17 protein-coding genes are annotated in these 20,526 nt (G+C 66.8%); 8 read left to right on the top strand and 9 right to left on the bottom strand.

All coding sequences use genetic code 11. The features are described from left to right. Positions 1 to 257: 257 nt before the first annotated feature. Both BVU17_01405 and BVU17_01400 read left to right on the top strand, forming a co-directional pair. A complete protein-coding gene (locus tag BVU17_01405; GenBank protein ID AUG46237.1) occupies positions 258 to 3,710 on the top strand; it encodes a PGF-CTERM sorting domain-containing protein in 3,453 nt (1,150 codons plus the stop codon). A 3-nt stretch (positions 3,711 to 3,713) separates the two neighbouring features. Next, a complete protein-coding gene (locus BVU17_01400) occupies positions 3,714 to 4,436 on the top strand; it encodes a hypothetical protein (GenBank protein ID AUG46236.1) in 723 nt (240 codons plus the stop codon). A gap of 85 nt (positions 4,437 to 4,521) precedes the next feature. Here the strand turns inward: BVU17_01400 and BVU17_01395 are convergent, their stop codons facing one another. Then, positions 4,522 to 4,716 (bottom strand): XapX domain-containing protein, encoded by a 195-nt coding sequence (locus tag BVU17_01395; GenBank protein ID AUG46235.1) that lies wholly within the window; start codon positions 4,714 to 4,716, stop codon positions 4,522 to 4,524. 467 nt (positions 4,717 to 5,183) lie between these two features. On the opposite strand from BVU17_01395, the gene BVU17_01390 reads away from it, so the two are divergent. Continuing rightward, complete coding sequence (locus BVU17_01390; GenBank protein AUG46234.1) at positions 5,184 to 6,224, top strand: alcohol dehydrogenase; 1,041 nt, start codon at positions 5,184 to 5,186, stop codon at positions 6,222 to 6,224. Between the two features lie 21 nt (positions 6,225 to 6,245). Here the strand turns inward: BVU17_01390 and BVU17_01385 are convergent, their stop codons facing one another. Together BVU17_01385 and BVU17_01380 are read right to left on the bottom strand one after the other, a co-directional pair. Beyond that, complete coding sequence (locus tag BVU17_01385) at positions 6,246 to 7,457, bottom strand: sodium:proton antiporter (protein AUG46233.1); 1,212 nt, start codon at positions 7,455 to 7,457, stop codon at positions 6,246 to 6,248. 31 nt (positions 7,458 to 7,488) lie between these two features. Next, positions 7,489 to 7,977, bottom strand: a complete 489-nt coding sequence (locus BVU17_01380) for a potassium transporter TrkA (GenBank protein AUG46232.1) — start codon at positions 7,975 to 7,977, stop codon at positions 7,489 to 7,491. 169 nt (positions 7,978 to 8,146) lie between these two features. Here BVU17_01380 and BVU17_01375 point away from each other — a divergent pair, with 169 nt between their 5' ends. Together BVU17_01375 and BVU17_01370 are read left to right on the top strand one after the other, a co-directional pair. Then, on the top strand, positions 8,147 to 8,920 hold the full coding sequence (locus BVU17_01375) for a cobalamin biosynthesis protein CbiX (GenBank protein AUG46231.1): 774 nt from the start codon (positions 8,147 to 8,149) through the stop codon (positions 8,918 to 8,920). 76 nt (positions 8,921 to 8,996) lie between these two features. Then, entirely contained in the window at positions 8,997 to 9,464 is a 468-nt protein-coding gene (locus BVU17_01370; protein ID AUG46230.1) for a hypothetical protein, read from the top strand. A gap of 21 nt (positions 9,465 to 9,485) precedes the next feature. Here BVU17_01370 and BVU17_01365 read toward each other — a convergent pair whose 3' ends face one another. From BVU17_01365 to BVU17_01355, 3 genes are read right to left on the bottom strand one after another with little or no spacing between them, the layout of a single operon-like run. Next, positions 9,486 to 10,250 carry a precorrin-6y C5,15-methyltransferase (decarboxylating) subunit CbiE gene (locus tag BVU17_01365; GenBank protein ID AUG46229.1) on the bottom strand — a complete coding sequence of 255 codons (765 nt, stop codon included), beginning with the start codon at positions 10,248 to 10,250 and terminating at the stop codon, positions 9,486 to 9,488. Continuing rightward, entirely contained in the window at positions 10,243 to 11,022 is a 780-nt protein-coding gene (locus BVU17_01360) for a precorrin isomerase (protein AUG46228.1), read from the bottom strand. The genes BVU17_01365 and BVU17_01360 overlap by 8 nt, the downstream gene beginning before the upstream one ends. Beyond that, on the bottom strand, positions 11,012 to 14,899 hold the full coding sequence (locus BVU17_01355; GenBank protein AUG46227.1) for a cobaltochelatase subunit CobN: 3,888 nt from the start codon (positions 14,897 to 14,899) through the stop codon (positions 11,012 to 11,014). The genes BVU17_01360 and BVU17_01355 overlap by 11 nt, the downstream gene beginning before the upstream one ends. A gap of 35 nt (positions 14,900 to 14,934) precedes the next feature. Between BVU17_01355 and BVU17_01350 the strand changes: the two genes are divergently transcribed. The 3 genes from BVU17_01350 to BVU17_01340 all read left to right on the top strand — a co-directional run bounded on the left by BVU17_01350 (position 14,935) and on the right by BVU17_01340 (position 18,055). Then, entirely contained in the window at positions 14,935 to 17,070 is a 2,136-nt protein-coding gene (locus BVU17_01350; GenBank protein AUG46226.1) for a magnesium chelatase, read from the top strand. Positions 17,071 to 17,135: 65 nt separating this feature from the next. Beyond that, positions 17,136 to 17,342 (top strand): cobalamin cluster protein, encoded by a 207-nt coding sequence (locus BVU17_01345; GenBank protein ID AUG46225.1) that lies wholly within the window; start codon positions 17,136 to 17,138, stop codon positions 17,340 to 17,342. Then, positions 17,342 to 18,055, top strand: coding sequence for a hypothetical protein (locus BVU17_01340; GenBank protein AUG46224.1), 714 nt, complete (start codon positions 17,342 to 17,344; stop codon positions 18,053 to 18,055). Before BVU17_01345 ends, BVU17_01340 begins: the two co-directional genes overlap by 1 nt. A 9-nt stretch (positions 18,056 to 18,064) precedes the next feature. Here the strand turns inward: BVU17_01340 and BVU17_01335 are convergent, their stop codons facing one another. The 3 genes from BVU17_01335 to BVU17_01325 all read right to left on the bottom strand — a co-directional run bounded on the left by BVU17_01335 (position 18,065) and on the right by BVU17_01325 (position 20,513). Next, entirely contained in the window at positions 18,065 to 18,745 is a 681-nt protein-coding gene (locus tag BVU17_01335) for a hypothetical protein (protein AUG46223.1), read from the bottom strand. Positions 18,746 to 18,892: 147 nt separating this feature from the next. Then, on the bottom strand, positions 18,893 to 20,149 hold the full coding sequence (locus BVU17_01330; protein ID AUG46222.1) for a transcriptional regulator: 1,257 nt from the start codon (positions 20,147 to 20,149) through the stop codon (positions 18,893 to 18,895). Next, complete coding sequence (locus BVU17_01325) at positions 20,142 to 20,513, bottom strand: cobalamin biosynthesis protein (GenBank protein AUG46221.1); 372 nt, start codon at positions 20,511 to 20,513, stop codon at positions 20,142 to 20,144. The genes BVU17_01330 and BVU17_01325 overlap by 8 nt, the downstream gene beginning before the upstream one ends. Between the last annotated feature and the right edge of the window lie 13 nt (positions 20,514 to 20,526).

The raw sequence follows: 20,526 nt of genomic DNA, 5'->3' as shown, positions 1-20,526 counted from the left end.
TGTCGGGCTGTCGTTGTGACCACAACCTGTGTGTCGAAATGTGTGGCCGACAGATGGGGTGTGTCAGTCTCAGCTTATACTGGCCGAGGGGTGTGACATTAGGGGACAGCTAAAACAGGCCCGACCCGAGGTGGGAATCCGGATCACAGTTCGCACAGACAAGAGTCGGTCATTCGTTACAGAACACAGTCAGTATCCGAGAATAGTGAGACCATGGTAAATTTTAACTATATAGTCACAATACGGTATAGGAAGTGATGGGTAGAAATCACATACGGCCAGTACTACTCAGCGTACTACTCGTTTTCTCGGTTGTCAGCACCGGTTTCCTCGGAAGTGCCGCTGCTGCACCGAGCGAGCAAAGCGAGGTGGCAACGGTGAACAGTCAGACGATGGCACAGACGGCCACAGCTGGTGGGGCGACCTGTCAGCTTGACGGGAGCTGTCCGGTTCCTGACGGATCAGTCGACCTCAACAACAGTGGTGCCGGCGTCGACGTGTTGATCGACGGGAGCCATCAGGGCTCAACGTTCACGAAGTTCGCGAACCGACTCAGCGAGCGCGGGTACGACGTCGACACGAAACGGTCGACGAGCGGCGGGCTGACCTCGTGGAACAGTTCGGCCGCGAACGGGCTGTCGGACTACGACGTGGTCATCATTCCCGTCCCCCAGACGGCCTATAGCGAGGCCGAGCAGGACGCAATCGACGAATACGTCAGAAACGGCGGCAGCCTGTTCGTCGTCGGGGACTGGACCTCGCCGCTGCAGGGCCACGCCGGCAAGCTCAACGACATCACCGACCCGTACGGGCTTCACTTCAACGGCGAGAGCGACAAGTGGCTCCGGAACATTCAGGATCCGACGAACAAGACAGTTGCAGATTACGAGTGGCGGGTCATTCTGCACAACACGGGCCAGCATCCCATAATGAACACCGTCGACACCGTGGAGTACGACGGGGTCAGTCTCAACGTGACCGATACCGAAAACGGGACCCAGGCCCCGTTACTGTACGGTGACAGCGACACCTACGAGTACACCTACTCCACGACAGAGACGGAGTATCCCCGTGGCGAGCGCATCGTCGGTGCGGCCGCGACGTGGGACATCGGTGACAACGGCCGCGTCGTCGCCTTCGGCAGTCAGAAGTCGCTCACGACGTATCTCACCGACGAGTGGCAGGCCGAACACCAGCAAACCGATACGCGGCCGTTTCTCTTCCGGACGGTGAAGTGGCTGGCCTCGTCGGGCCACGTCGAGCGACCGGACAAGCCGGTCGCCGTCACCGGCGAGCGAATCAAGGGCGGCGAGACACCAGCGAACGAAACCATCGTTCTGAAAAACAGTGAAGTCGCCGCCGCCATCGGCACCGAAACAAACGGTCCCTTCGGCACGCTCCCCGGTGGCATCTACGACGCCAACGCGTACGGGCTGACGACCGACCAGATCGGCGTCGCCGAGTTCGCGTTCAACAACTTCGGGACGTGGCCGGACTACGAGTCCTTCGAGTACCAGAACGCGACCGGGCCCAGCGGCGCAGCAGTCGTCACCGCGACCGGCCACGTCAGTACGAACTCGAACGTGTCCGTCACGACGACGTATACGCTGCCGGCCAACTCCAGCCACATCTGGATCAACACCACGATGGAGAACGGCGGCGACCAGCGCCTCCCGGTCAACGATTCCGAGCGCCTCCAGAGCGGGGCGGCACTGAGTTCTGAGGGGCAATCAACCTGGCTCCCCGGTTCGGGGACGGTCGAGGAAACGCGTTCGCCGCCGGTGAGTGCCGACACACTCGACCAGCCCTGGGCCGCGCTCACCGGTGACCGCGTGAGCTACGGCGTCTGGGGCGGGAACGGCTCCTTTACGTCGTACACGGGTTCCACGACATGGGTTGACCCGTGGCTCGAACACCGCCTCGACCCCGGCGAAACGCGGTCAGCAGAGTTCGCCCTCTTCGTCGGCTCGGAGGGCGCAAGTAGCGCGACCAGCGAGTACTACAACAAGCAGCATGGCACCGAGACGGGAACGGTGACCGGCAGCATCGAGAGTACGGACAACGAGTCCGTCTCACAGGCCACAGTCACCGCCTCGAAGGGCGACCGTGCGTTCACCTACACCGTCGGCTCGGAGACGGGAACGTACGAACTCGAACTCCCCGCCGGCGAGTACACGCTGACGGCTGATGCCAGCGGATTTGCGGCATCAGAGCCAAAATCCGTCACTGTCACCGGCGGCGAGACAGCCACCGCAGACTTCGACTCGCTGGAGGGGCCGGCACCAGTCAACGTCACCGCAACGATAGACGACGAGGGTGAGGTCAGTCCCGCCGACGCTCGGATCACGGTGCTCGACGACGGCACCGCGGTCCAGACCGTCTACACACAGACGACGCCGGCCGGGACTGCCTCGTTCCAGCTCCCGCCCGGCAACTACACGCTGGTGTTTAACCACGGAACCGGCTACATCGCCGACCCGGTCGAGAAGAACGTCTCAGTGACGCCCGGCGAGGCAGTCAGCGTCAACGCGACGTTCACCGAGGAGCTGGACCCCAGCGAGCGCAACTGGGTCGGCATCGACCCCCACGCCCACAGCAGCGTCAGCTTCGACGGCAAGACGCCCATCGACAACTTCGTCGCCATCCAGAAATCGGCGGGCGTCGACGCGGTGTTCATCTCCGACCACAACGCCATCGGCGGCTGGGGCTCGATGGAGTCACAGGCCGCAGAGCGCGACATCATGTTCATCCGGAGCGAGGAAATCACCACCGGCGACCTCGGGCACTTCAACCCCTACCCGATGCACGGCGAGGAGATGATTGATTCCGACGGGACCCTGGTGGAGTTCATCGAAGAGTCCCGGACCCGACACAACGCAACGGTGTTCCAGGTCAACCATCCGGGTGACCGCTTCGTCAGCCTCGACAGTGCGCCCGGCCAACACGAGAAGTACCTCCCGATGGTCGACGCCATCGAAGCGTACAACGGTCCGTACGGTGAGTCCGACGCTGCCAGCGTCCGCGGGCTGTTCACCCTCTGGAACAACGGCTACGAGATTACGGCGACCGGTGTCAGCGACGACCACTGTTCGCAGTGCTTCCCGGCGAAATACGGCAGTGCCCGCACCCGGGCATACGTCGAGGGGCCAGTCACGCCCGAGAAGTGGGCCCAGTCAGTGAAAGACGGGCACACGTACGCGACGTACGGTCCGGCCGTCGAGTTCACCGTCGACGACAGGATGCCCGGCGAGACCGTGAACACGACCGCCGGGTCCTCCGTAGAGGCGTCCGCGACGGTTCGGAACCTCGACGAACTCGCGTACGCCGAGGTCATCCGGAACGGCACGACCGTCTCGAACGTCACGCTCGACGGGACAAACGACACTATGAGCACCGACGTTGCCATCGACGGGAACGCCTGGGTCGCCTTCCGCGTCGTCGACGAGGACGGCGACCGAGCGCTGACCAGCCCGGTCTGGATTTCGACGAGCCAGCAAGCCGAATCCGGGACTGACGGCAACGGCGAGTCCGGCGGTACCACGGCGACTGTTGCGCCTGACACCGAGGGCGAGTCGGCGGGAACGATGGCCGAAGACACTGCAACCGCGGAGTCGGAGACGACCGCCGCGTCTGGACCCGGGTTCACCGCCGTCGTCACACTGCTCGCGCTCGTCGGCGCAGCGCTGCTCGCAACGCGACGGGGGACCTGAGCCATGTGGGACACCAGCCAGCGACGGAGTCGGCGTGGGTTCCTCGGAACCCTCGCGGTGGCTGCGGTGACCACCGCTGGCTGTAGCAGCCTCGGCGGCACCCAGAACAGCCAGCCGGGCGACACCGGAGCTGGCGGCGCGACGGCAACAGCCGAGGGAACGTCCACACAGGCAGACACTGGGGCACACCACGACGAGACACACGGCCACACGCACACGAACGGCAGTCACGACCACGGCGACGGGCACAGCCACGACGGCGAGCACGCCGAGAGCGACGACGAAATCGACGGCGCTACCGACACCGAGCTCGCCGCGTTCGAATCCCACCTGCGCGAGTGGTTCGTCGACATCGACTCCCTCGCCGTCGAAGACGGGCGCATCAGGCTGACCTACGTCACGAAGAGCACGCGCGGCCACGAACTCGCGGCTGGCATCGAGACAGTCGTCGTCTCGTTCATCCAGGCGTACACGGACGACTGGGGGGTCGAAGGTCTCGACGCGGAGGTGATCGAGCCGTCCGGCGACGTGATGGGCTACTGGCGAACCGAATCGCGGTGGGTCGAACCGGTAGCCGAGGGCCACAAGACGCGGACCGCGCTGCTCGAACGGACCCTCGACACGTATCACGGCCGCCTCACTCGCGACCACGACCACGCTGGCACCGACCACGGCGGGAACGAGAGCGGTCACCAGCACAACGGGACCGAGCACGCAGCCCACTGACGGCGGCAGTGTCGTCACTGCCGTCACCGTCGTTCTGATAGTTAGAAAGGGGTGCAGTTAGTTCGAAAACGGAGCGTATAGCTTCTCAGACCTTCAGCAACGACAGCAGGCTGACGCCGACGTCGAAGTACTCGATGAGGCGATAGCCGACGAGGATGCCGAGGATACCCATGACACCGGCGAGGTTCGGCGGGGCCGGAATGGGGACATCCAGCAGTCCGAACACAACGCCGGTAGCGACCCCGGTCATCGTCGCGACGATAACGAGTGAGAGATTCATCGGTCGGTCACCACTGTCCTGTCACGAGGAGCCACCCAGTTGCATGTCAGATCGCCCCGAGAGCGGTCAGAGAGTGTGTTTGCAGTGTGTGTCATTGGTGGCGTAGAAAACGGGTTCGAGCGGTAAGTATGCTCCTCATCGGGCCAGCAGTGGTGGGGAGTAGCACACACCAACCCAAGAGAGGGCTGTACTACCGAGAAACGAAGCCCTGTAAGTAGATTCTTCGGTTATTAGTAGAGAAATATCCACTTTTCAAGTTTATATTTAGCTTTTCTCGACGCACTAGATATAATAGGGCACCGTATCTCTGCTATATCTAAATATTGCCCGTATTATGAGAATATAATTCCCGTAAGTAGATAGATTATGATGTATCCAGATACAGGTGTACGACCGCAGTAGTGCAACCACGACTAGTATCGTCCGGGAGGCTGGCGTTTATAACCAAGCCACGGGAAGTGGTGACGATGCAAGCCGTTCAGTTCGACAGTCACGGCGACCGTGATGTGCTCGAGTATGGCGAGTTTCCCGACCCCGAACCCGACCGCGACGAGGTGGTCATCGACGTGAAGGCGGCCGCGCTGAACCACCTCGACATATGGACCCGGCGCGGCCTTCCCGGCGTCGACCTCGACATGCCTCATATCCCCGGCAGCGACGCCGCGGGCGTCGTCGACGAAGTCGGTGACGACGTTTCGCGGTTCGAACCCGGCGACCGGGTGGCCGTCCTCGCCGGCAAAAGCGGCGGTGGCGACGAGTTCACGCGAAAGGGTGACCCGACACTTGCGCCGGATTTCCACATCATCGGCGAACACGTCCGGGGCGTCCACAGCGAGTACGCCGCTGTGCCTGCCGAGAACCTCACGCCAGTCCCCGAAGGCGTCGACTGGGAGACAGCCGCCGCGTCGCCGCTTGTGTTCCAGACCGCCTGGCGGATGCTTCGCGACCGCGGCGACCTGAAATCCGGCGAGTCCGTCCTCGTTCTCGGCGCGTCCGGCGGCGTCGGCCACGCTGCCGTCCAGGTCGCAGACCACGCCGGCGCGGAGGTGTTTGCGACCGCCAGCAGCCGGGAGAAACTTGACTACGCAGAAGAACTGGGTGCGGATCACACCATCAACTACGAGGAGGCGGACTTCGCGAGCGAGATTCGGGACCTGACCGACGGCCGCGGCGTCGATATGGTCGTCGACCACATCGGCGCACAGACCTGGCAGGACTCGCTCAAGAGCCTCGTCAAGGGTGGTCGCGTCGTCACCTGCGGGGCGACAACCGGTGGCAACCCGGAGACGGACCTCAACCGCATCTTCTGGAACCAGTTGCAGGTCATCGGCTCGACGATGGCCACTCCGGGTCAGGCCGACGAAGTGCTGGAGCTGGTCTGGCAAGGAGAAATGGAACCACGGGTCCGCGAGACGCTCCCCATGAGCGAAATCGCCAGAGCACACGAGATAATCGAGGACCGCGAGGGCTTCGGAAAGGTCGTAGTCGTTCCCGACAGCGAACTGTAGAACCGGCTCGCGTTTTTTTCGTTACTCCGTTCCGAACCGCGCTGTCGCGAACTGCTCGAAAGGGGCCGAGTACTGCATCAGCATCGTTCCGAGAATGCTCATCAGAAGGACGTAGGCGACGGTAAACGAGTAGACCGCGTTGGCCAGCGCTGTCGACAGCGACGTGCCTGCGCCGGTCAGCGCAACGGCGGCGATGATCAGGGAGAACTCGCCGCGGGTGACCATCCCGAGGCCGACACGCATCGACCGCCGGGGGTTGAGCTCGTAGGCGCGGCCGCTCAGATAGCCGGATAGGATTTTCGTCGGTGTCGTAACGACGATAGCGGCGGCGACAAGCCCCGCGACGCCGGCGAACAGCCGCGGGTCGGTCTCGACGCCGATCCAGAAGAAAAACACCGCCGCAAACGTGTCGCGGAGCGGTTCCAGCAGGCTCTCCAGTTTGTGCGTGTGAGTGGTCGGGGCGAAGGCCATGCCGACGAAGAACGCGGCGACGGCCTCGCTGACGCCGATAGCGAGGGCGAAACCGGAGACCAAGACCGTGATGCCGACGGCCCGGACCACCGTGAACTCGTTCGAAGTCGTCTGTAAGGCCCGCTCGAACCACGGCGTCCCGTAGCGGGCCAGGAGCAGGAGTGCAACGATGAACGACAGCGCGATGCCGACGGAGGTCGCGGCGGCCGCCACATCAGATCCCCCAGTGACGAGCGCGGCTGCGACTGTGAGGTACACGGCGATGAACAGGTCCTCGAACACGAGCGTCCCGAGCATCGGGTCGGCCTCGTCGTTGGCGATCCAGCCGAGGTCGATGAGCGACTTCGTGATGATGGCCGACGAGGAAATGTAGACGATACCGGCGGTGAGGAAGGCCGCGAGCGGGTCCCGGAACAGCGCGAACCCGAGCATGAGACCGGCACCGAAGTTGATGGCGAGGTCGATGGTCCCCGCTCTGGTGATGCGCTCCCAGCTCTCCAGCAGCCGGTCGAGGTTGAACTCCAGCCCCAGGAAAAACAGCAGAAAGACGATACCCAGTTCCGCGCCGAGCTCGACGAACTCCGAGGACTCTACGACGGGAAGGCCGTAGCCGGCGACGGAAAACTGCCCCGCAACGGACGGCGACAGCAGCATCCCGATGATGATGTAAAACGGGATCACCGACTTGTTCAGCCACACAGCGACGAGCGTGGCGGCGGCGACGGCGGCGAACAAGACACCGATGCCGAGCAGGTCAGCCACGGCGGGCCTCCGGCGCTTCGGTCCCAGCCATCTACAGGTCTCCGGTGAGGAGCTTCTCGAACTGCTCACAGTTCTCGCGTTCGCCGATAACCACGAGGGTGTCCGAGGCTTCGATCTGCATGTCAGGCGACGGGCCAGCGATGACGTTGTCATCGCGCTGTATCGCGACGACAGTGACACCGGTCCGCTGCCCGACGTTCGCACCCGCCAGCGTCTCGCCGACCAGCGGCGAATCACTCTCGACCGCGTACCACTCCAGCAGCGTCCCCTCCGACAGCATCGTCTCAACGTGGCTGGATTCGACCGGCTGGAAGTACGCGCCTTCGAGTATCGTGCCGACCATCCGCGCCAGCCGGTCAGAGAGTTCGAGGAGTTTCTCGGAGTCGGCGTCCTCGTCCTTTTTGAGGTACAGTTCGCGTGTACCCGTGTTGTGGGTCACGACGACCAGTTGCTGCCCGCCGCCGATGTCCACCTCGTGTTTCTTTCCCACACCAGGCAGGTCGGTCTCTGTCACGTCCATAGCCCGGAATTGCGCTCGACTGCGTATAAGCCCCTGTGCCCGGGCTCGGATAGCGGGTCGCCGACGTCCGAGCGGCAGGACCCAAAGGTATTAGTGGATTCCTGCCAACGTTCAGGCAAGCCAACTTTCGCTAAAACAACTCAGATTGTTTTAGCGTCGGACGCTACCAATGCCACACGACACACTCCTGCTCATCGGTCGGGACACGCCACGCGCTACGCCCTACGAGACACACGCTCGCCGGCTGCGCGAGCGTGGGGTAGCTACTGACGTGGCGGTGCTGACCTACGACCACGAACCCCGTCGGGAGTTACGCGACGAACTGGTAGCCATCGACGCCGACCGCGTGTTCGCGCTGCCGATGACCGTCGCTCACGACCACGCGACAGTCACGGACGTGCCAGCGGTACTCGACGAGGTCAACGCCGAGACGCACTACTGTGAACCAGTCGGGCGGAGCCCGCTGCTGACCGAAGCGCTCCGGGACCGTGCCGCCGCTGCGGTCCCGGAGGCCCCCGACACCTCCGTCGCGCTCGTCGCCTTCGGCTCCAGCGGCAAGCCGTACCAGCGTCAAGTGACTGAATACCACGCCGAGCGCCTGCGCGAGCGCTCGGCCTTCGGCGAGGTGGAGCCGTGCTATCTGCTTCAGAACCCCGCTGTCGAATGTGTCCGATACAATCTCACCCACGACCACGCCGTCGCTGTGCCGCTCTTTCTCGCGCCGACTGACGCGACAGAGACACAGATTCCCGCCAAGCTCGACCTCGACAGGGGCGGACTCGCCTACACCGACACGCTGGACGACCACCCGCTTGTCACCGAGGCCGTCGCAACCGCCGTCGAGACGGCACGGACGATGGCCGACTCACGCACGCCACAGACGTTCGAGGCGACGCTGGCCGCGACAAACCGGCCGATGGCGACCGACGGTGAAGGCGATTAGGGCTGGCGCGGCGTCAGAACCGGGGACGCCGAACGAGAGGAAGCGATTTGTACCCACGGTACATCCTGACACGTAGATGGTTCGCCGACGAGTAGCGCAGACGCGGGAACAGGTCAAAGAGAAGCTCGTGGCTGCGCTGATAGAAGACCACTCGCCGCGGGAAGTCGCGGTGAGCTTCAGTGTGGGCGTGTTCCTCACCGCGCTCCCGACGCTAGGGACTGGCTTTCTCGCTTTCCTCGTTCTCGCGTACCTGTTCAAACAACTCAGCAAGGTTGCGCTGTTCGCGTCTGTACTGATACTCAACCCGCCGGTCAAGTGGGGCGTGTACGCGACGAGCTTCTGGCTCGGGAACCAGATTCTGGGGCCGGTGCCCGGCCTGTCGTTTGACGGTGTCTCGGTCTCGATGGGGAGCGACGTGCTGGTCCGACTGTGGACGGGGAACGTCGTTCTGGCCGTCGTGTTCGCCGCTGTCGGCTACGTGCTCGCGTTCCGGCTTATCAGCGAGTACAGGCGACGGCAGGGATGGACGGCCGAAATTAGCTAGACAGGACTGGAGGCGCGCGCGTCACTCTCGCCGCACGACGAACACCGACAAGTCCGAGAACCGCGTGTCCTCCCTGCTGTCACCGCCGGAATCCTGTGCGAGGTCGCCGAGCGTCGTCGCGGTGCGGGCCTCGTCGTCGTGGGTGAGTCGCTCGTAGACCAGCGCCGGCAGATCGGGGTCGCCGCCGGCGTCGAGCAACTCAGTCGCAACGTCCTCGGGCATCAGGTCGAACGGGCGCGGGAGGACGAGCAGGTGTCGGTCACCCACATCGCTCCGAAGTCGGTCGAGGTCGGCCGAGAGGTCACCGCTCTTGTGCAGCGTGACGAACGTCGTGTCCTCCATCGGCGTTCGGGCGCGACTGGCCGCGACCTGGAGCGACGAGATGCCCGGCACGACGCGGACGGGGCGGTCGACGGCCCGCTGGACCTTCCCGACGAACTGGTAACCCGAGTGGTTCGGGTCGCCCATCAGCACGGCCGTCCCGCGCTCGCCGGCGGCCACGCGCTCGGCGAAGGCCTCCAGCGTATCGAGTTCGTCGCGGTAGCCACAGGTCAGCAGGTCGGCGTCGGTGCGCTCGGCGACGAAGTCGACGACCGTCTCGAAGCCGACGACCACGTCGGCCTCCCGAATCGCCTGCTCGCCCCGCGGCGTGAGGAAGTCGAGGTTCCCCGGTCCGATTCCGACGGCGTTGACCGGCCGGTCGGCGGCGGGGTCCTCGGGCGCGCTCGCCGCAAGGGCGGCGGGGTCCGGCCCGCTATCGAGGTCGTAGTCGTCTCCTTCAGTCATCCAGGGAGACGTCGCCCTCCCGCACGTCACTGGCGACGTGCACCAGTTCGTTCGTCAGGCCGGCGGCCAGCCCGCTCCCGCCGCGGCGGCCGACGTTCGTAATCGTCGGGACGCCGTGCTCGGCCGCCACCTCGCGGAGCCGCTCCCGGCTCTCGGCGGCCTTCACGAAGCCGACGGGCGTCGCGACGACGACGGCCGGCCGGGTGCCGTCCTCGATACAGTCAGCGAGCGCGAGCGCCGCCGTTGGCGCGTTCCCGACGACGGCGATAGCGCCGTCGTAGACGCCCTCGCGGTCGAGTTCCAGCACCGACGCGGCCGTCCGGGTCATGCCGGTCTCGGCGGCCAGTTCCGCGCCGTTGCCGATGGCCTTCCGGACCGGGCAGTCGTGGCCGCGGCCGGTGATACCCGCTTTGACCATCGTGATGTCGGTGACGATGGGCTGTTCGTCGAGGACGGCCTGTGCCCCCGCGCGGACCGGTTCGTCGTCGTCCGCGCCGGTGAAGCGGACGAGGTGCTGGAACTCTGGGTCGCCGGTCGCGTGGACGGACTTCTGGCGGATGCGGTCGGCCAGCGTCTCGTCGGGGACGAGTCGGCGAACGCGGTCCATCGACGTCTCGGCGATGTCCATCGCGTTCTCCGTCGTCGCGCCGAGGTCGGCGTACTCCTCGAAGTCGTCCTCGTCGTTCGTCTCAGCGTCTGTCGCGTCGTCTGCGTCGGCGGCTTCACCGCCTCCGTCTCGCGACCCCTCCGGGGTCGCGCCGTCAGTCGTCATCTGAAGCCACCTCCGTCCGTTCCGCACTGCTGTTGCGCGCTTCGAGGTCTCCGTCCACTTCCAGATTCAGGTCCCGCAAGCGGTCGCGCGTCTCGTCGTCGGCGTCCCAGAGGCCGCGGTCGATGGCCTCCAGCAGCGTGTCAGTAATCGAATCCAGCGCCCAGGGGTTCACGTCCCGGAGCCAGTCCTGGCGGTCCTCGTCGAAGGCGTAGCGCTCGGCCACGTCGTCCCACAGCGTATCGCTGACGACGCCGGTGGTGGCGTCCCAGCCCAGCACCACGTCGACCGTGGTCGAGAGGTCGCCCGCGCCCTTGTAGCCGTGCTCCTCCATCGAGTCGAGCCAGGCGGGGTTGAGGACGCGGGCGCGCATCGCCTTGCGCACCTTCTCCTCGTTGGTGTAGACGTCGACGTTGTCCGGGTCCGATGAATCGCCCACGTAGGAATTTGGCTCCTCACCGGCTATCTCCGTGACGGCGGAGATGAACCCGCCGTGGAAGGCGTACCAGTCCGAGGAGTCGAACTCGTCCTGTTCAGCGGTGTCCTCTATCTTGACCGTCGCGTCGACGGAGGACAGGCGGCGCTCGAAGGACTCGTGGGCCTCGCTGACGCGGCCGCGCGAGCCCATCGCGTAGCCGCCCCACTGGACGTACACGTCGGCGAGGTCCGAGCGGTCGTCCCAGTTGCCCTCGTCGACGGCCTTGTTCGTCCCGGCTCCGTAGCCGCCCGGTCGCGTGGTAAAGACGCGGTGTTTGGCGGCGCTGCGGGCGTCGCTCTCGTCCATCCCGTCAGCCACGAGGTCGTCGGTCTCCGCCTCGACGTGCTTTTTCACGTAGTTCATCTCGTGGGGTTCGTCGAGGTCGACCACGGCGTCGACGGCGTCGTGGACCACGCCCGCCGCCGCGGGGAAGGCGTCCCGGAAGAGGCCCGAGACGCGCGTCGTCACGTCGATACGCGGGCGGCCGAGTTCCTCTAAGGGAATCGGCTCCACGTCCTCGACGCGGCCGGCGTCTGACCAGACCGGTTCGACGCCCATCAGCGCGAGCACCTGCGCGATGGTCTCGCCGCGGGTCCGGACCGTCGGCGTCCCCCAGACGACGACGCCGATTTCCTCGGGGTACTCGCCCTCGTCGCTCTCGTGACGTTCCAGCACGCCGGATGCGACTTCGCTGCCCACGTCCCAGGCGGTCTTGGCCGGGACCTTCCGCGGGTCGAGCGTGTAGAAGTTCCTGGCCGTCGGGAGCAGGTCGACGCCGCCGCGGGTCGGCGCGCCGGAGCCGCCGGGCGGGACGTACTCGCCCGCCAGTGCGTCGGCGGTGCGGGGGATCTCGTCGGCCGCACCGGCCACCCGCGGAGCGGCCTCCTCGCAGATGTAGGCCAGCGCCTCGCGGAGGTCGTCGTGCGCGCCGGACCGAGCGCGGGCGTCCCCGAGGGGGTCAATGTCGACGACGAGGAGGTTCATGTTGACCTCCGAGTCGCCGTCGTCGAGTTCGCTCACGGGCACGTCGAAGTCGTACTCGGCGAGCGTCCCCACGAGGTCCTTGCTGGTCTCGTGGACGCGGTCGGCGGCCTCGGCGTAGGTCATCCCCAGGGCCTCGTCGTACTCGCCGGGGGCGTTGCGGAGTTTGTCGTAGTCGACGCCAAGCACGCCCGCGACGCTCTCGCGCAGCGACGGCGCGCCGGGGTTCTCTAGGCGGGTGAGCGCGACCAGATAGTCGACCAGTCGGTCGTCGGCCGGCGGTTCGCCCATCGTGTGCAGGCCCTTGCGAATCTGGGTCGTCTTCACGTCCGTGAGGTACTCGTGGACGCGCTCGACGAGTGCGTCGATGTCGAGGTCGTCGCCTTCGACGTCTCCCTCTGCGAGCGTCGACCCGGCCTCGTCTGGTCCCCGCACGTCTGCTTTCTCGTCAATCTCACCGGCGATGCCGAGTTCAACGGCGAGGTCCAGTTCGTCGACCGTCCGGCGAATCTGCTCGGCGAGGTGTTCGCCGTCGTCGCTGCGGGCGTCCTCCATGCCGGCCTCGCGGTAGCGGTCGGCCAGTTCCTCCAGGTCGGCGAGGTCGTCGTACGTTCCGGCGTTGGCCATCACCGGCGTCAGGTAGTCGACGATAGCGGCGTAGGACCGCCGCTTGGCCTGCGTTCCCTCGCCGGGGTTGTTGACGATGTAGGGGTAGACGTTCGGGATGTCGTCGATGAGCGGGTCCGGCGCGCTCTCGCCGTCAAGGCCGACCGTTTTGCCCGGCAGCCACTCCAGACTGCCGTGGGTGCCCAGATGGACGACGGCGTCGGTCTCGTAGCTGTTGCGGAGCCAGCGGTAGAACGCGACGTAGTCGTGGGGCGGTTGGAGGTCGGAGTCGTGGTACACCTTCGAGGGGTCCATGCCGAACCCGCGCGGGGGCTGGACCGTGACGAGCACGTTGCCGAACTCCACGCCGGGAATCGCGAAGGGGCGCTCGGGCGGGTCGCCCCACTCCTCGACCACGTTCGCGCGGAAGTCCGCGTCGAGGGCCTCGAACCACTCGCCGTACTGGGTCGGCGAGACGGTGTCGACGCTCATCTCGCGTACGTCCTCGGGCGCGACCCAGCGGTCGTCGAGGGTGAGCTGGGCGGTGAGCCGCTCGACGAGGGACTGGCCGCTGTCGGGCATCGTATCTCCCAAATCATACCCACGGGCGTCCAGTTCTTCGAGCAGATTCACCGTGCTCTCGGGCGAGTCCAGCCCGAAGGCGGTCCCGATGCCGTCGTCGCTCGGCGGGTAGTTGTGCAGGACGACGGCGACCTGCTTCTCGTCGTTCGGGGTGTGGCGCAGTTCGGCCCAGTTGACTGCGAGGCGTGCGACGTGGTCGACGCGGTCGTCGATTGGGAAGTGCTGCTTCGGGGCGCTGCCGATGTCGGCGGCGTCGTCGGTGCGCTCCTTGCCCGAGATGGGATGCGTGATGACGTTGCCGTCGAACTCCGGCAGCGCGACCGAGAGCGCGAGTTCGAAGCCCATCACGCCCGTGTCGCTGCTGTCGTACCGGGAGCGCGAGCGCATCGTCGTCACGGTCTGGATGACGGGGACACCGAGTTTGTCGAGGAACACGTCCTCGGCGTCCTGTCCTTCGTCGTCGGCGCTGCGGCCGCGTTCGTCCATCGACAGCGAGAACATGAACGACGAGCAAACGGCGTCGACGAGCGGATTACCGTCGGCGTCCAGTAGCCACTCCTCGGTGACCTGCTCGGCGTTCCACTGGCCCTCAGCGTCGGTCGCCGGCTCGCAGAAGATTGGGAGCGCGTTCGCGCCCTGGGCCTCGATGGCTCGGACCTGCGCGTCGACGTAGCGGGTGTTCTCGTGGGTCCAGTGGGACTCGTAGAACCAGACGGCGACGGTCGGCTTCGCGGGGTCGAACGTCGCCCGCAGTTCCTCGATGCTCGCACCCGGATGGTCGGGGTGGTAGACCCCCTCCGTCGGCAGTGTCACCGGGTCGTCGTAGGAGGGGTCGGCGTCGCCGTACTGCGCGACGAGGTAGCGGGCGCAGTTGGCGACGTTGCTCGCGCCGCCCCTCTCCAAGTACTCGTAGACCGTCTCGCGGTGCTCGTCGGGAACCGACGTGTCCTCGAAGGCGAAGGCGTCGCCGGTGGCTTTCACCACGAGCGGGACGCCGGCCTCGCGCAGGCGCTCGACAGCCAGGTCGTAGCCCGGCATGCTGTCCTCGGCCCCGTGGAGCCAGAGGATTACGGCGTCGGCGTCGGTCAGTTCGTCGACGAACGCCTCGACCGCCGGTTCGTCGTCGAGGTCGCTCTCCGAGCGCACGACGAGGTCCGCGTTCACCTCGCCCGCGGCCCGCTGGACGGCCCCGAGTTCGTTCTCCGTCGCGGTGTAGAGTCCTAGCTGTGGCATAACGTTATTAAATCTCCGTTTGCACTAATACAAGTATGGTTGTATTCGGCGCGGGCAAAAAAGCTTCGCAGGGGCCGACGTTCGCGGGCGTCGTCGGCCAGCGCGACCTGAAAGAGGGCCTGCTGGCGGTTGCGACGGACGACGACCTCGACGGTCTGCTGGTCCGCGGCGAGAAGGGGACGGCGAAGTCGACGGCGGTGCGGGCCCTCGCCGACCTGCTCCCCGAGCAGCGCGCGGTCGCGGACTGTCCCTACGGCTGTCCGCCCGACCGCCCCGAGGCCCAGTGTGAGGACTGCCGGGCGCGCGCGGACCCGCCCGTCGAGACGCGCTCGGTCCCGCTGGTGACGCTCCCGCTCGGCGCGACGCGGGACCGCGTCGTCGGGACCCTCTCCGTGGCGGACGCACTGGACGGCGACCACGAGTTCGACCCCGGCCTGCTGGCCCGCGCGAACCGCGGCATCCTCTACGTCGACGAGGTGAACCTGCTTGACGACCACCTCGTGGACGTGCTGCTCGACGCCGCCGCGAGCGGCGTGAACCGCGTCGAACGCGACGGCGTCACCGTCACGCATCCCGCCGCGTTCACCCTCGTCGGGACGATGAACCCCGAGGAGGGCGACCTGCGGCCCCAGCTCCGGGACCGCTTCGCCCTCCAGACCGAGGTCAGCGCGTGCGAGGCCCTCGACGACCGGGTCGCCATCATCGACCGGGCGCTCGGAGAGGGCGACGAAGGGGGAGACGGGACCGAACCCGACCGCGACCCCGGCGAGCGACTGCGGACCGCCCGTGAGATTCTCCCCGAGGTTGACCTCGCCCGCGAGTTCCGCGAGCAAATCGCCGAACTCTGCCGGGACGCCGGCCTCGACGGCCACCGTGGCGATATCGCCACAGCGCGAGCAGCCCGGACGTTTGCCGCACTGGACGGGCGGACGACGGTTCTCGAATCAGACATCGAGCGCGCCGCCGAGTTCGCGCTGCCCCACCGGCTCACCTCTCGACCCTTCGAGGACGCGCCGGACGTGGACGACGTGCTCGACGACCACTTCGATGACGACGAGGGCGAAGACGAGGAAAGCGGAGACGACACCGGGGAAGCCGACGGATCGGAGAGTGAAGCGGATGACGAGACGGCGGGCGGAGAAGACGCAGACGAGTCAGCGGCTGACGGAAACGACTCGGACGGCGATGCCGGTGGTGGCCCACAGAAACAGCGCCCCGACGATGGCGAGCGCTCCGAGGACCGCGAGGGGGGAGACGAACCGGGCGGTCCAGCGCCCGCGTCGGCAGACGGAGACGGGGAGGGTCAGGGGAGTGAGGCCGAATCGGATGCCGGCGACGACCGTGACGAGGACGGCAGCCCCGACGACCCGGAGGACGCGACGCCGCTCCTGCCCGGCCAGTCTCGTGCGGCAGTCGGCGACAGCGACGCGCCCGACGTGGACGCCCCGGAGGTCGACACGGACGGCGGCGCGGCGAGCGGCCGCGCGGGCGCGACGGGCACGACCCGCGGCGCAACGGTCCGCACCGAGCGTGCCGGCCGCGACGACGAGGTCGACGCTGCAGCGTCGGTCCGGGCAGCAGCCAGCCGCGGGAGCGGCCGCGTCGAGTCGCGAGACCTCCGCAAGTCCGTTCGCGCAGGCGACGCCGAGACGCTGGTCGTGTTCGCTGTCGACGCGAGCGCGTCGATGCGCCCGGCGATGCGGGCCGCAAAAGGCACCGTGCTGGAACTGCTGAAAGACGCCTATCAGGCCCGCGACCAGGTCGCCTTCGTCACCTTCGCCGGCGAGAGCGCGGACGTGGTGCTCCCGCCGACCGACAGCGTCTCGCTGGCCGCCCGCCACCTCAAGGACCTGCCGACCGGCGACCGGACGCCGCTGCCGGCCGGCCTGACCGCCGCCCGCGAGGTGCTCGACCGCGCCGACCCGGACGCCGGCGTCGTCGTCGTCGTGACCGACGGCCGGGCGAACACCGCCGACGGGAGTCCGGTTGCAGCGACCAGAACTGCGGCGCGAACGCTCGGTGAAGCAGCCGACCGGACCGTTATCGTGAATGCTGGTGAAGAGGGGCGCGCTGGATTGCTCGACCTTGTTGTAGACGAAACAGACGCATCAGTCGTCCCGCTGGACGCGCTGACCGCCGAACGCGTCGATGCCGTCGCCAGCGAACAGTAACCCCCGAAGCTGTGTCAGGCGGAAGTTTTACAATCTTACTTGTTCTTGAGACAAACGAGATTTCAATGCAGGACGACACTGACACTGCACGCGCAACGGACAGCGTGCACGACCGTATCGAACGCGCCAGAGCGTCGCTGACTGGTCCACAGGTCGCCATCGCCGTCGCGCTGGTGGCGGCGCTCGGCTTCACGCTGTTGTTCGTGCAAGACCCAATGTTGCACGACTCACTGCACAACTTCCGACACAGCGCCGGCATCACCTGCCACTGATGGCGACTAACTACCTCGAACGCGGCGCGATAGCCGGCGTGGCGGGTGGGCTGGTCTACGGCCTGTTTGTCGCGACGGTCGGGAACGCCTTCACCGCCGGGCTGGAGACGTTCGAACACGGACACAGCCACGGCGGCGGGCCGGCCGTCTCCGAGCTGACGACGACGGTCGCCAGCATCGGCGGCGGCGTCCTCTGGGGCCTGCTGTTCGGCGTCGCCGCCTTCGGCATGGCGTACTTCTTCTTCGAACCTGCGATTCCCGGGTCGGGCGCGACGAAGCGACTGGTGCTTGCGGGAGCCGGCTTTCTCACCGTCTCCGGCGCGCCGTGGCTCGTCTTGCCGCCGCAGCCACCGGGCGTCGAGCAGGCGCTCGGAACGGAGACGCGCCTCGCGTGGTACGCCGGCCTGATGGCGCTGGGGGCGCTGGTCGCAGTGCTTGCCGGGCTCGCGTATCAGCGGACGGAACACCGCCACACCGCTGTTCGACTCGGAGCCACGGCGCTGCCGCTCGCGCTGCTTGCGGCTCCGGTCGTGCTCGCGCCGGCAAACCCGGTCCACGGCGACGTTCCTGCCGCGCTCGTCGCGGCCTACCGCTGGACAGTCGTGTTCGGCCAGCTGGTGCTGTGGGCCACCATCGCTGGTGTTCACGCATGGCTCGGTGACCGTGAGACGCCTGCCACGGACAGCTTGGACTATCCCGCGACGGCAGACTGACGACGCGGCTCAGACTTTTCCCGCAACCGTCCCGAGATTCAGCGCCAGCCCGACGATACCGACGACAGCAGCGATAGCGAGATCAGCTGTCGTTCCGCCGGCGCTGAACGGGGCCGTACCGGCAGATGCCAGTGCGCCGAACCCGATGCCGGCGACGACGAGCGCCACGCCGGCCAGCCCGACGAGCATCGTGCCGGTCGGGCCGAACTGACCGGCCGCCCGGTCCGCCTCGTACCGGTCCAGTGCGTCCTGCATCGTCTCCGTGACAGACGCCTCGACATCCGCCATCTGCCCCGAAAGGTAGGTGTGCAGCGTCTCCTCGTGCTCGTCGAGCTCCGCGGCGCGCTCGGAAAGCTGCGTGTCGTACTCTGTCAGCTCGGCCTCACGCTCGTCGAGGTCGGTCTCACGGTCCTCAAGCGCGGCTTCGCGTTCATCGAGCTGGTACTCCCGCTCGTCCAGTTCCGTCTCTCGGCGGTCGAGTTCGTCCTCGCGGGCGTCAATCTTCTCTTCGCGCCGGTCGAGTTCCGCGCCCCGCTGGTCGAGACCCATCTCCCGCTCGTTGAGCCGTCGCTGCATCTGTGCGAACTCCCGCTCGCGCTCTGTAGGGTGATCGGCGGTGCTGTCGTCGTCGGCTTCGGCATCCGCCGCTGGCTGTGCTTCCTCGTGGTCCGGGTCTGTGTTGTCGGCCATACTGGACTCCGGTACCGAGACACTACGACTGGCGAATGGTTAGTTTGACACCACATAACACAGTAATCGGAGCCAAACCGGGGACAGCACGTCGACGTAAAAAGCAGTCTGACAGACCGCTCCGGTCCAGAGTGGGACGTCAGCGCGTCAGCGACAGGGCTGTGCTAGCCCGACTCGATGCAACCGATACGCGCCGCGCTCGCGGCCCTCGTCGTGGTAGACGACCGGCTCCTCGACGGCGACGGCGGTTCCGTCGGAGACTGCCGCCGCCGTCACGACGCCGTCAGTGTCCAGCGTGTCGACAGGGCCGTCTGTGACATCGAACAGCCGAAGCGCGTGGTCGTCGGCGTCGCGGTCCCGGAAGTTCTGCGCGCCGGGAACAGCCAGTAGCGAGCCGTCAGTCCCCAGCCCGCTGGCGAAACCGCCCACGGGCGCGTCCCAGCGGCGGTCGCCGTCGAGTGAGAGACCAACGGCGGTGTGCTCGTTCGGGTGGCGGGCGTCCGTCTCGCGGCCGTCCTCAGGGTAGGTGTTGCCAGTAACGAACACCGCGCCCCCGTCAGTCGCGTGGACGTGGTTCGGGTACGCGTAGACGGTGTCGCCGGCCACGTCGGTCGGCGTCGCCAGCGGAACGCGCCATCGTTCCCGGCCGCCGCTGTCGAGCCGGTAGCCACAGTAGTCGCCGTGGCTGGAGACGACAGCGCCCTCATCAAGCAGCGCGACATCACCGACGCGGCGCTGGCCGTCGGTCCCGGGGTCCCACATCCAGCCCGGGTTGCCGTCGTCGGCGTCGAGTACGACGAGGCCGTGCTGGTGGTCTCCGGGACACCGGTTGTATGCGACAGCGACGCGGTTCTCGTCGGCGTCGAGCGAGATGGGGGAGCCGTCGGTTCGGTACATCCAGTCGACGGTTCCGTCAGGTCCGAAGGCGTAGACGACGCTCTCGAAGTGGCGCAGGTCGGTTCCGTCGTCGTCGGTCCGGCGTTCGTACCGCCGGGCGGCAGCGTAGCAGCGGTCGCCGTCGGTGGCGAGGCTGGCCACGAAGGGGAGCAGGAAGCGCGTCTCCTGCTGCGCCTCGCCCAGGTCTGTTCTGGTTTCGTAGCGCCAGCGCAGGTTTCCGTCGGCATCGTGACAGCGGATTTCGCCGCGGGCGCTGCGTTCGCCGACGACGACACCGCCGTCGAAGGGCACCGCCGAGACGACGCTCGGTTCGCCGTCCGTGTCGTACTGCCAGCGCCGGTGTGGCGGGCCATCGCTCGCGGCGTCGAACGCCTGCAGGTCCCCGTCAGCGGTGCCGACGACCGCGAAGCCATTCGTCAGCGTGACCGCCGAGCGGCGGCCCTGATGGCGCGAGCGGGCCGGTGTCACGTCCCCGAGGTCGACGGTCGGGGTGCGCTGGCTACTCATCGACCGGGAAGGCCTCGTGGAGCACGTCGTGGGCCTCACCGAGTCCGGCGAGGACATCCTCGCCCTGCATGGTGATGCGCGACACCGCCCGCTCGGCGTCGCGGACGGCGACGAGTCGACCCCGGAGGTAGTCGTATTCGGGGTCGTCCTCATCAGTCGCGGCGATCTCTTCTTCAAGGTCCACGAGTGCGGCGTCGAGGTGGCGCTCGATGGCGGCCAGCGTCTCCGCGCCCGCGAGGGCCTCGATGGGGCCGGTCATGTGGCCCTCCAGCTCCTGTTCGGCGTGCTGGCGGGCGTGGTCGTCTTCGGTACCGAGGACGTTCATGAGGCCCAGTCGGAGGGCCTCGATTTCGTAGCAGCTCATGGATGTAGTAGTG

This window comes from Haloarcula taiwanensis (assembly GCA_002844335.1).
In the GTDB taxonomy this organism is placed as follows: domain Archaea; phylum Halobacteriota; class Halobacteria; order Halobacteriales; family Haloarculaceae; genus Haloarcula; species Haloarcula taiwanensis.
This window is presented reverse-complemented; position numbering and strand designations above follow the sequence as displayed.

Coding starts and splice junctions, on each gene's coding strand:
- BVU17_01405 (AUG46237.1), top strand. CDS start 258: ATGGGTAGAAATCACATACGGCCAGTACTACTCAGCGTACTACTCGTT.
- BVU17_01400 (AUG46236.1), top strand. CDS start 3,714: ATGTGGGACACCAGCCAGCGACGGAGTCGGCGTGGGTTCCTCGGAACC.
- BVU17_01395 (AUG46235.1), bottom strand. CDS start 4,716: ATGAATCTCTCACTCGTTATCGTCGCGACGATGACCGGGGTCGCTACC.
- BVU17_01390 (AUG46234.1), top strand. CDS start 5,184: ATGCAAGCCGTTCAGTTCGACAGTCACGGCGACCGTGATGTGCTCGAG.
- BVU17_01380 (AUG46232.1), bottom strand. CDS start 7,977: ATGGACGTGACAGAGACCGACCTGCCTGGTGTGGGAAAGAAACACGAG.
- BVU17_01375 (AUG46231.1), top strand. CDS start 8,147: ATGCCACACGACACACTCCTGCTCATCGGTCGGGACACGCCACGCGCT.
- BVU17_01370 (AUG46230.1), top strand. CDS start 8,997: ATGGTTCGCCGACGAGTAGCGCAGACGCGGGAACAGGTCAAAGAGAAG.
- BVU17_01365 (AUG46229.1), bottom strand. CDS start 10,250: ATGACTGAAGGAGACGACTACGACCTCGATAGCGGGCCGGACCCCGCC.
- BVU17_01360 (AUG46228.1), bottom strand. CDS start 11,022: ATGACGACTGACGGCGCGACCCCGGAGGGGTCGCGAGACGGAGGCGGT.
- BVU17_01355 (AUG46227.1), bottom strand. CDS start 14,899: ATGCCACAGCTAGGACTCTACACCGCGACGGAGAACGAACTCGGGGCC.
- BVU17_01350 (AUG46226.1), top strand. CDS start 14,935: ATGGTTGTATTCGGCGCGGGCAAAAAAGCTTCGCAGGGGCCGACGTTC.
- BVU17_01345 (AUG46225.1), top strand. CDS start 17,136: ATGCAGGACGACACTGACACTGCACGCGCAACGGACAGCGTGCACGAC.
- BVU17_01340 (AUG46224.1), top strand. CDS start 17,342: ATGGCGACTAACTACCTCGAACGCGGCGCGATAGCCGGCGTGGCGGGT.
- BVU17_01335 (AUG46223.1), bottom strand. CDS start 18,745: ATGGCCGACAACACAGACCCGGACCACGAGGAAGCACAGCCAGCGGCG.
- BVU17_01330 (AUG46222.1), bottom strand. CDS start 20,149: ATGAGTAGCCAGCGCACCCCGACCGTCGACCTCGGGGACGTGACACCG.
- BVU17_01325 (AUG46221.1), bottom strand. CDS start 20,513: ATGAGCTGCTACGAAATCGAGGCCCTCCGACTGGGCCTCATGAACGTC.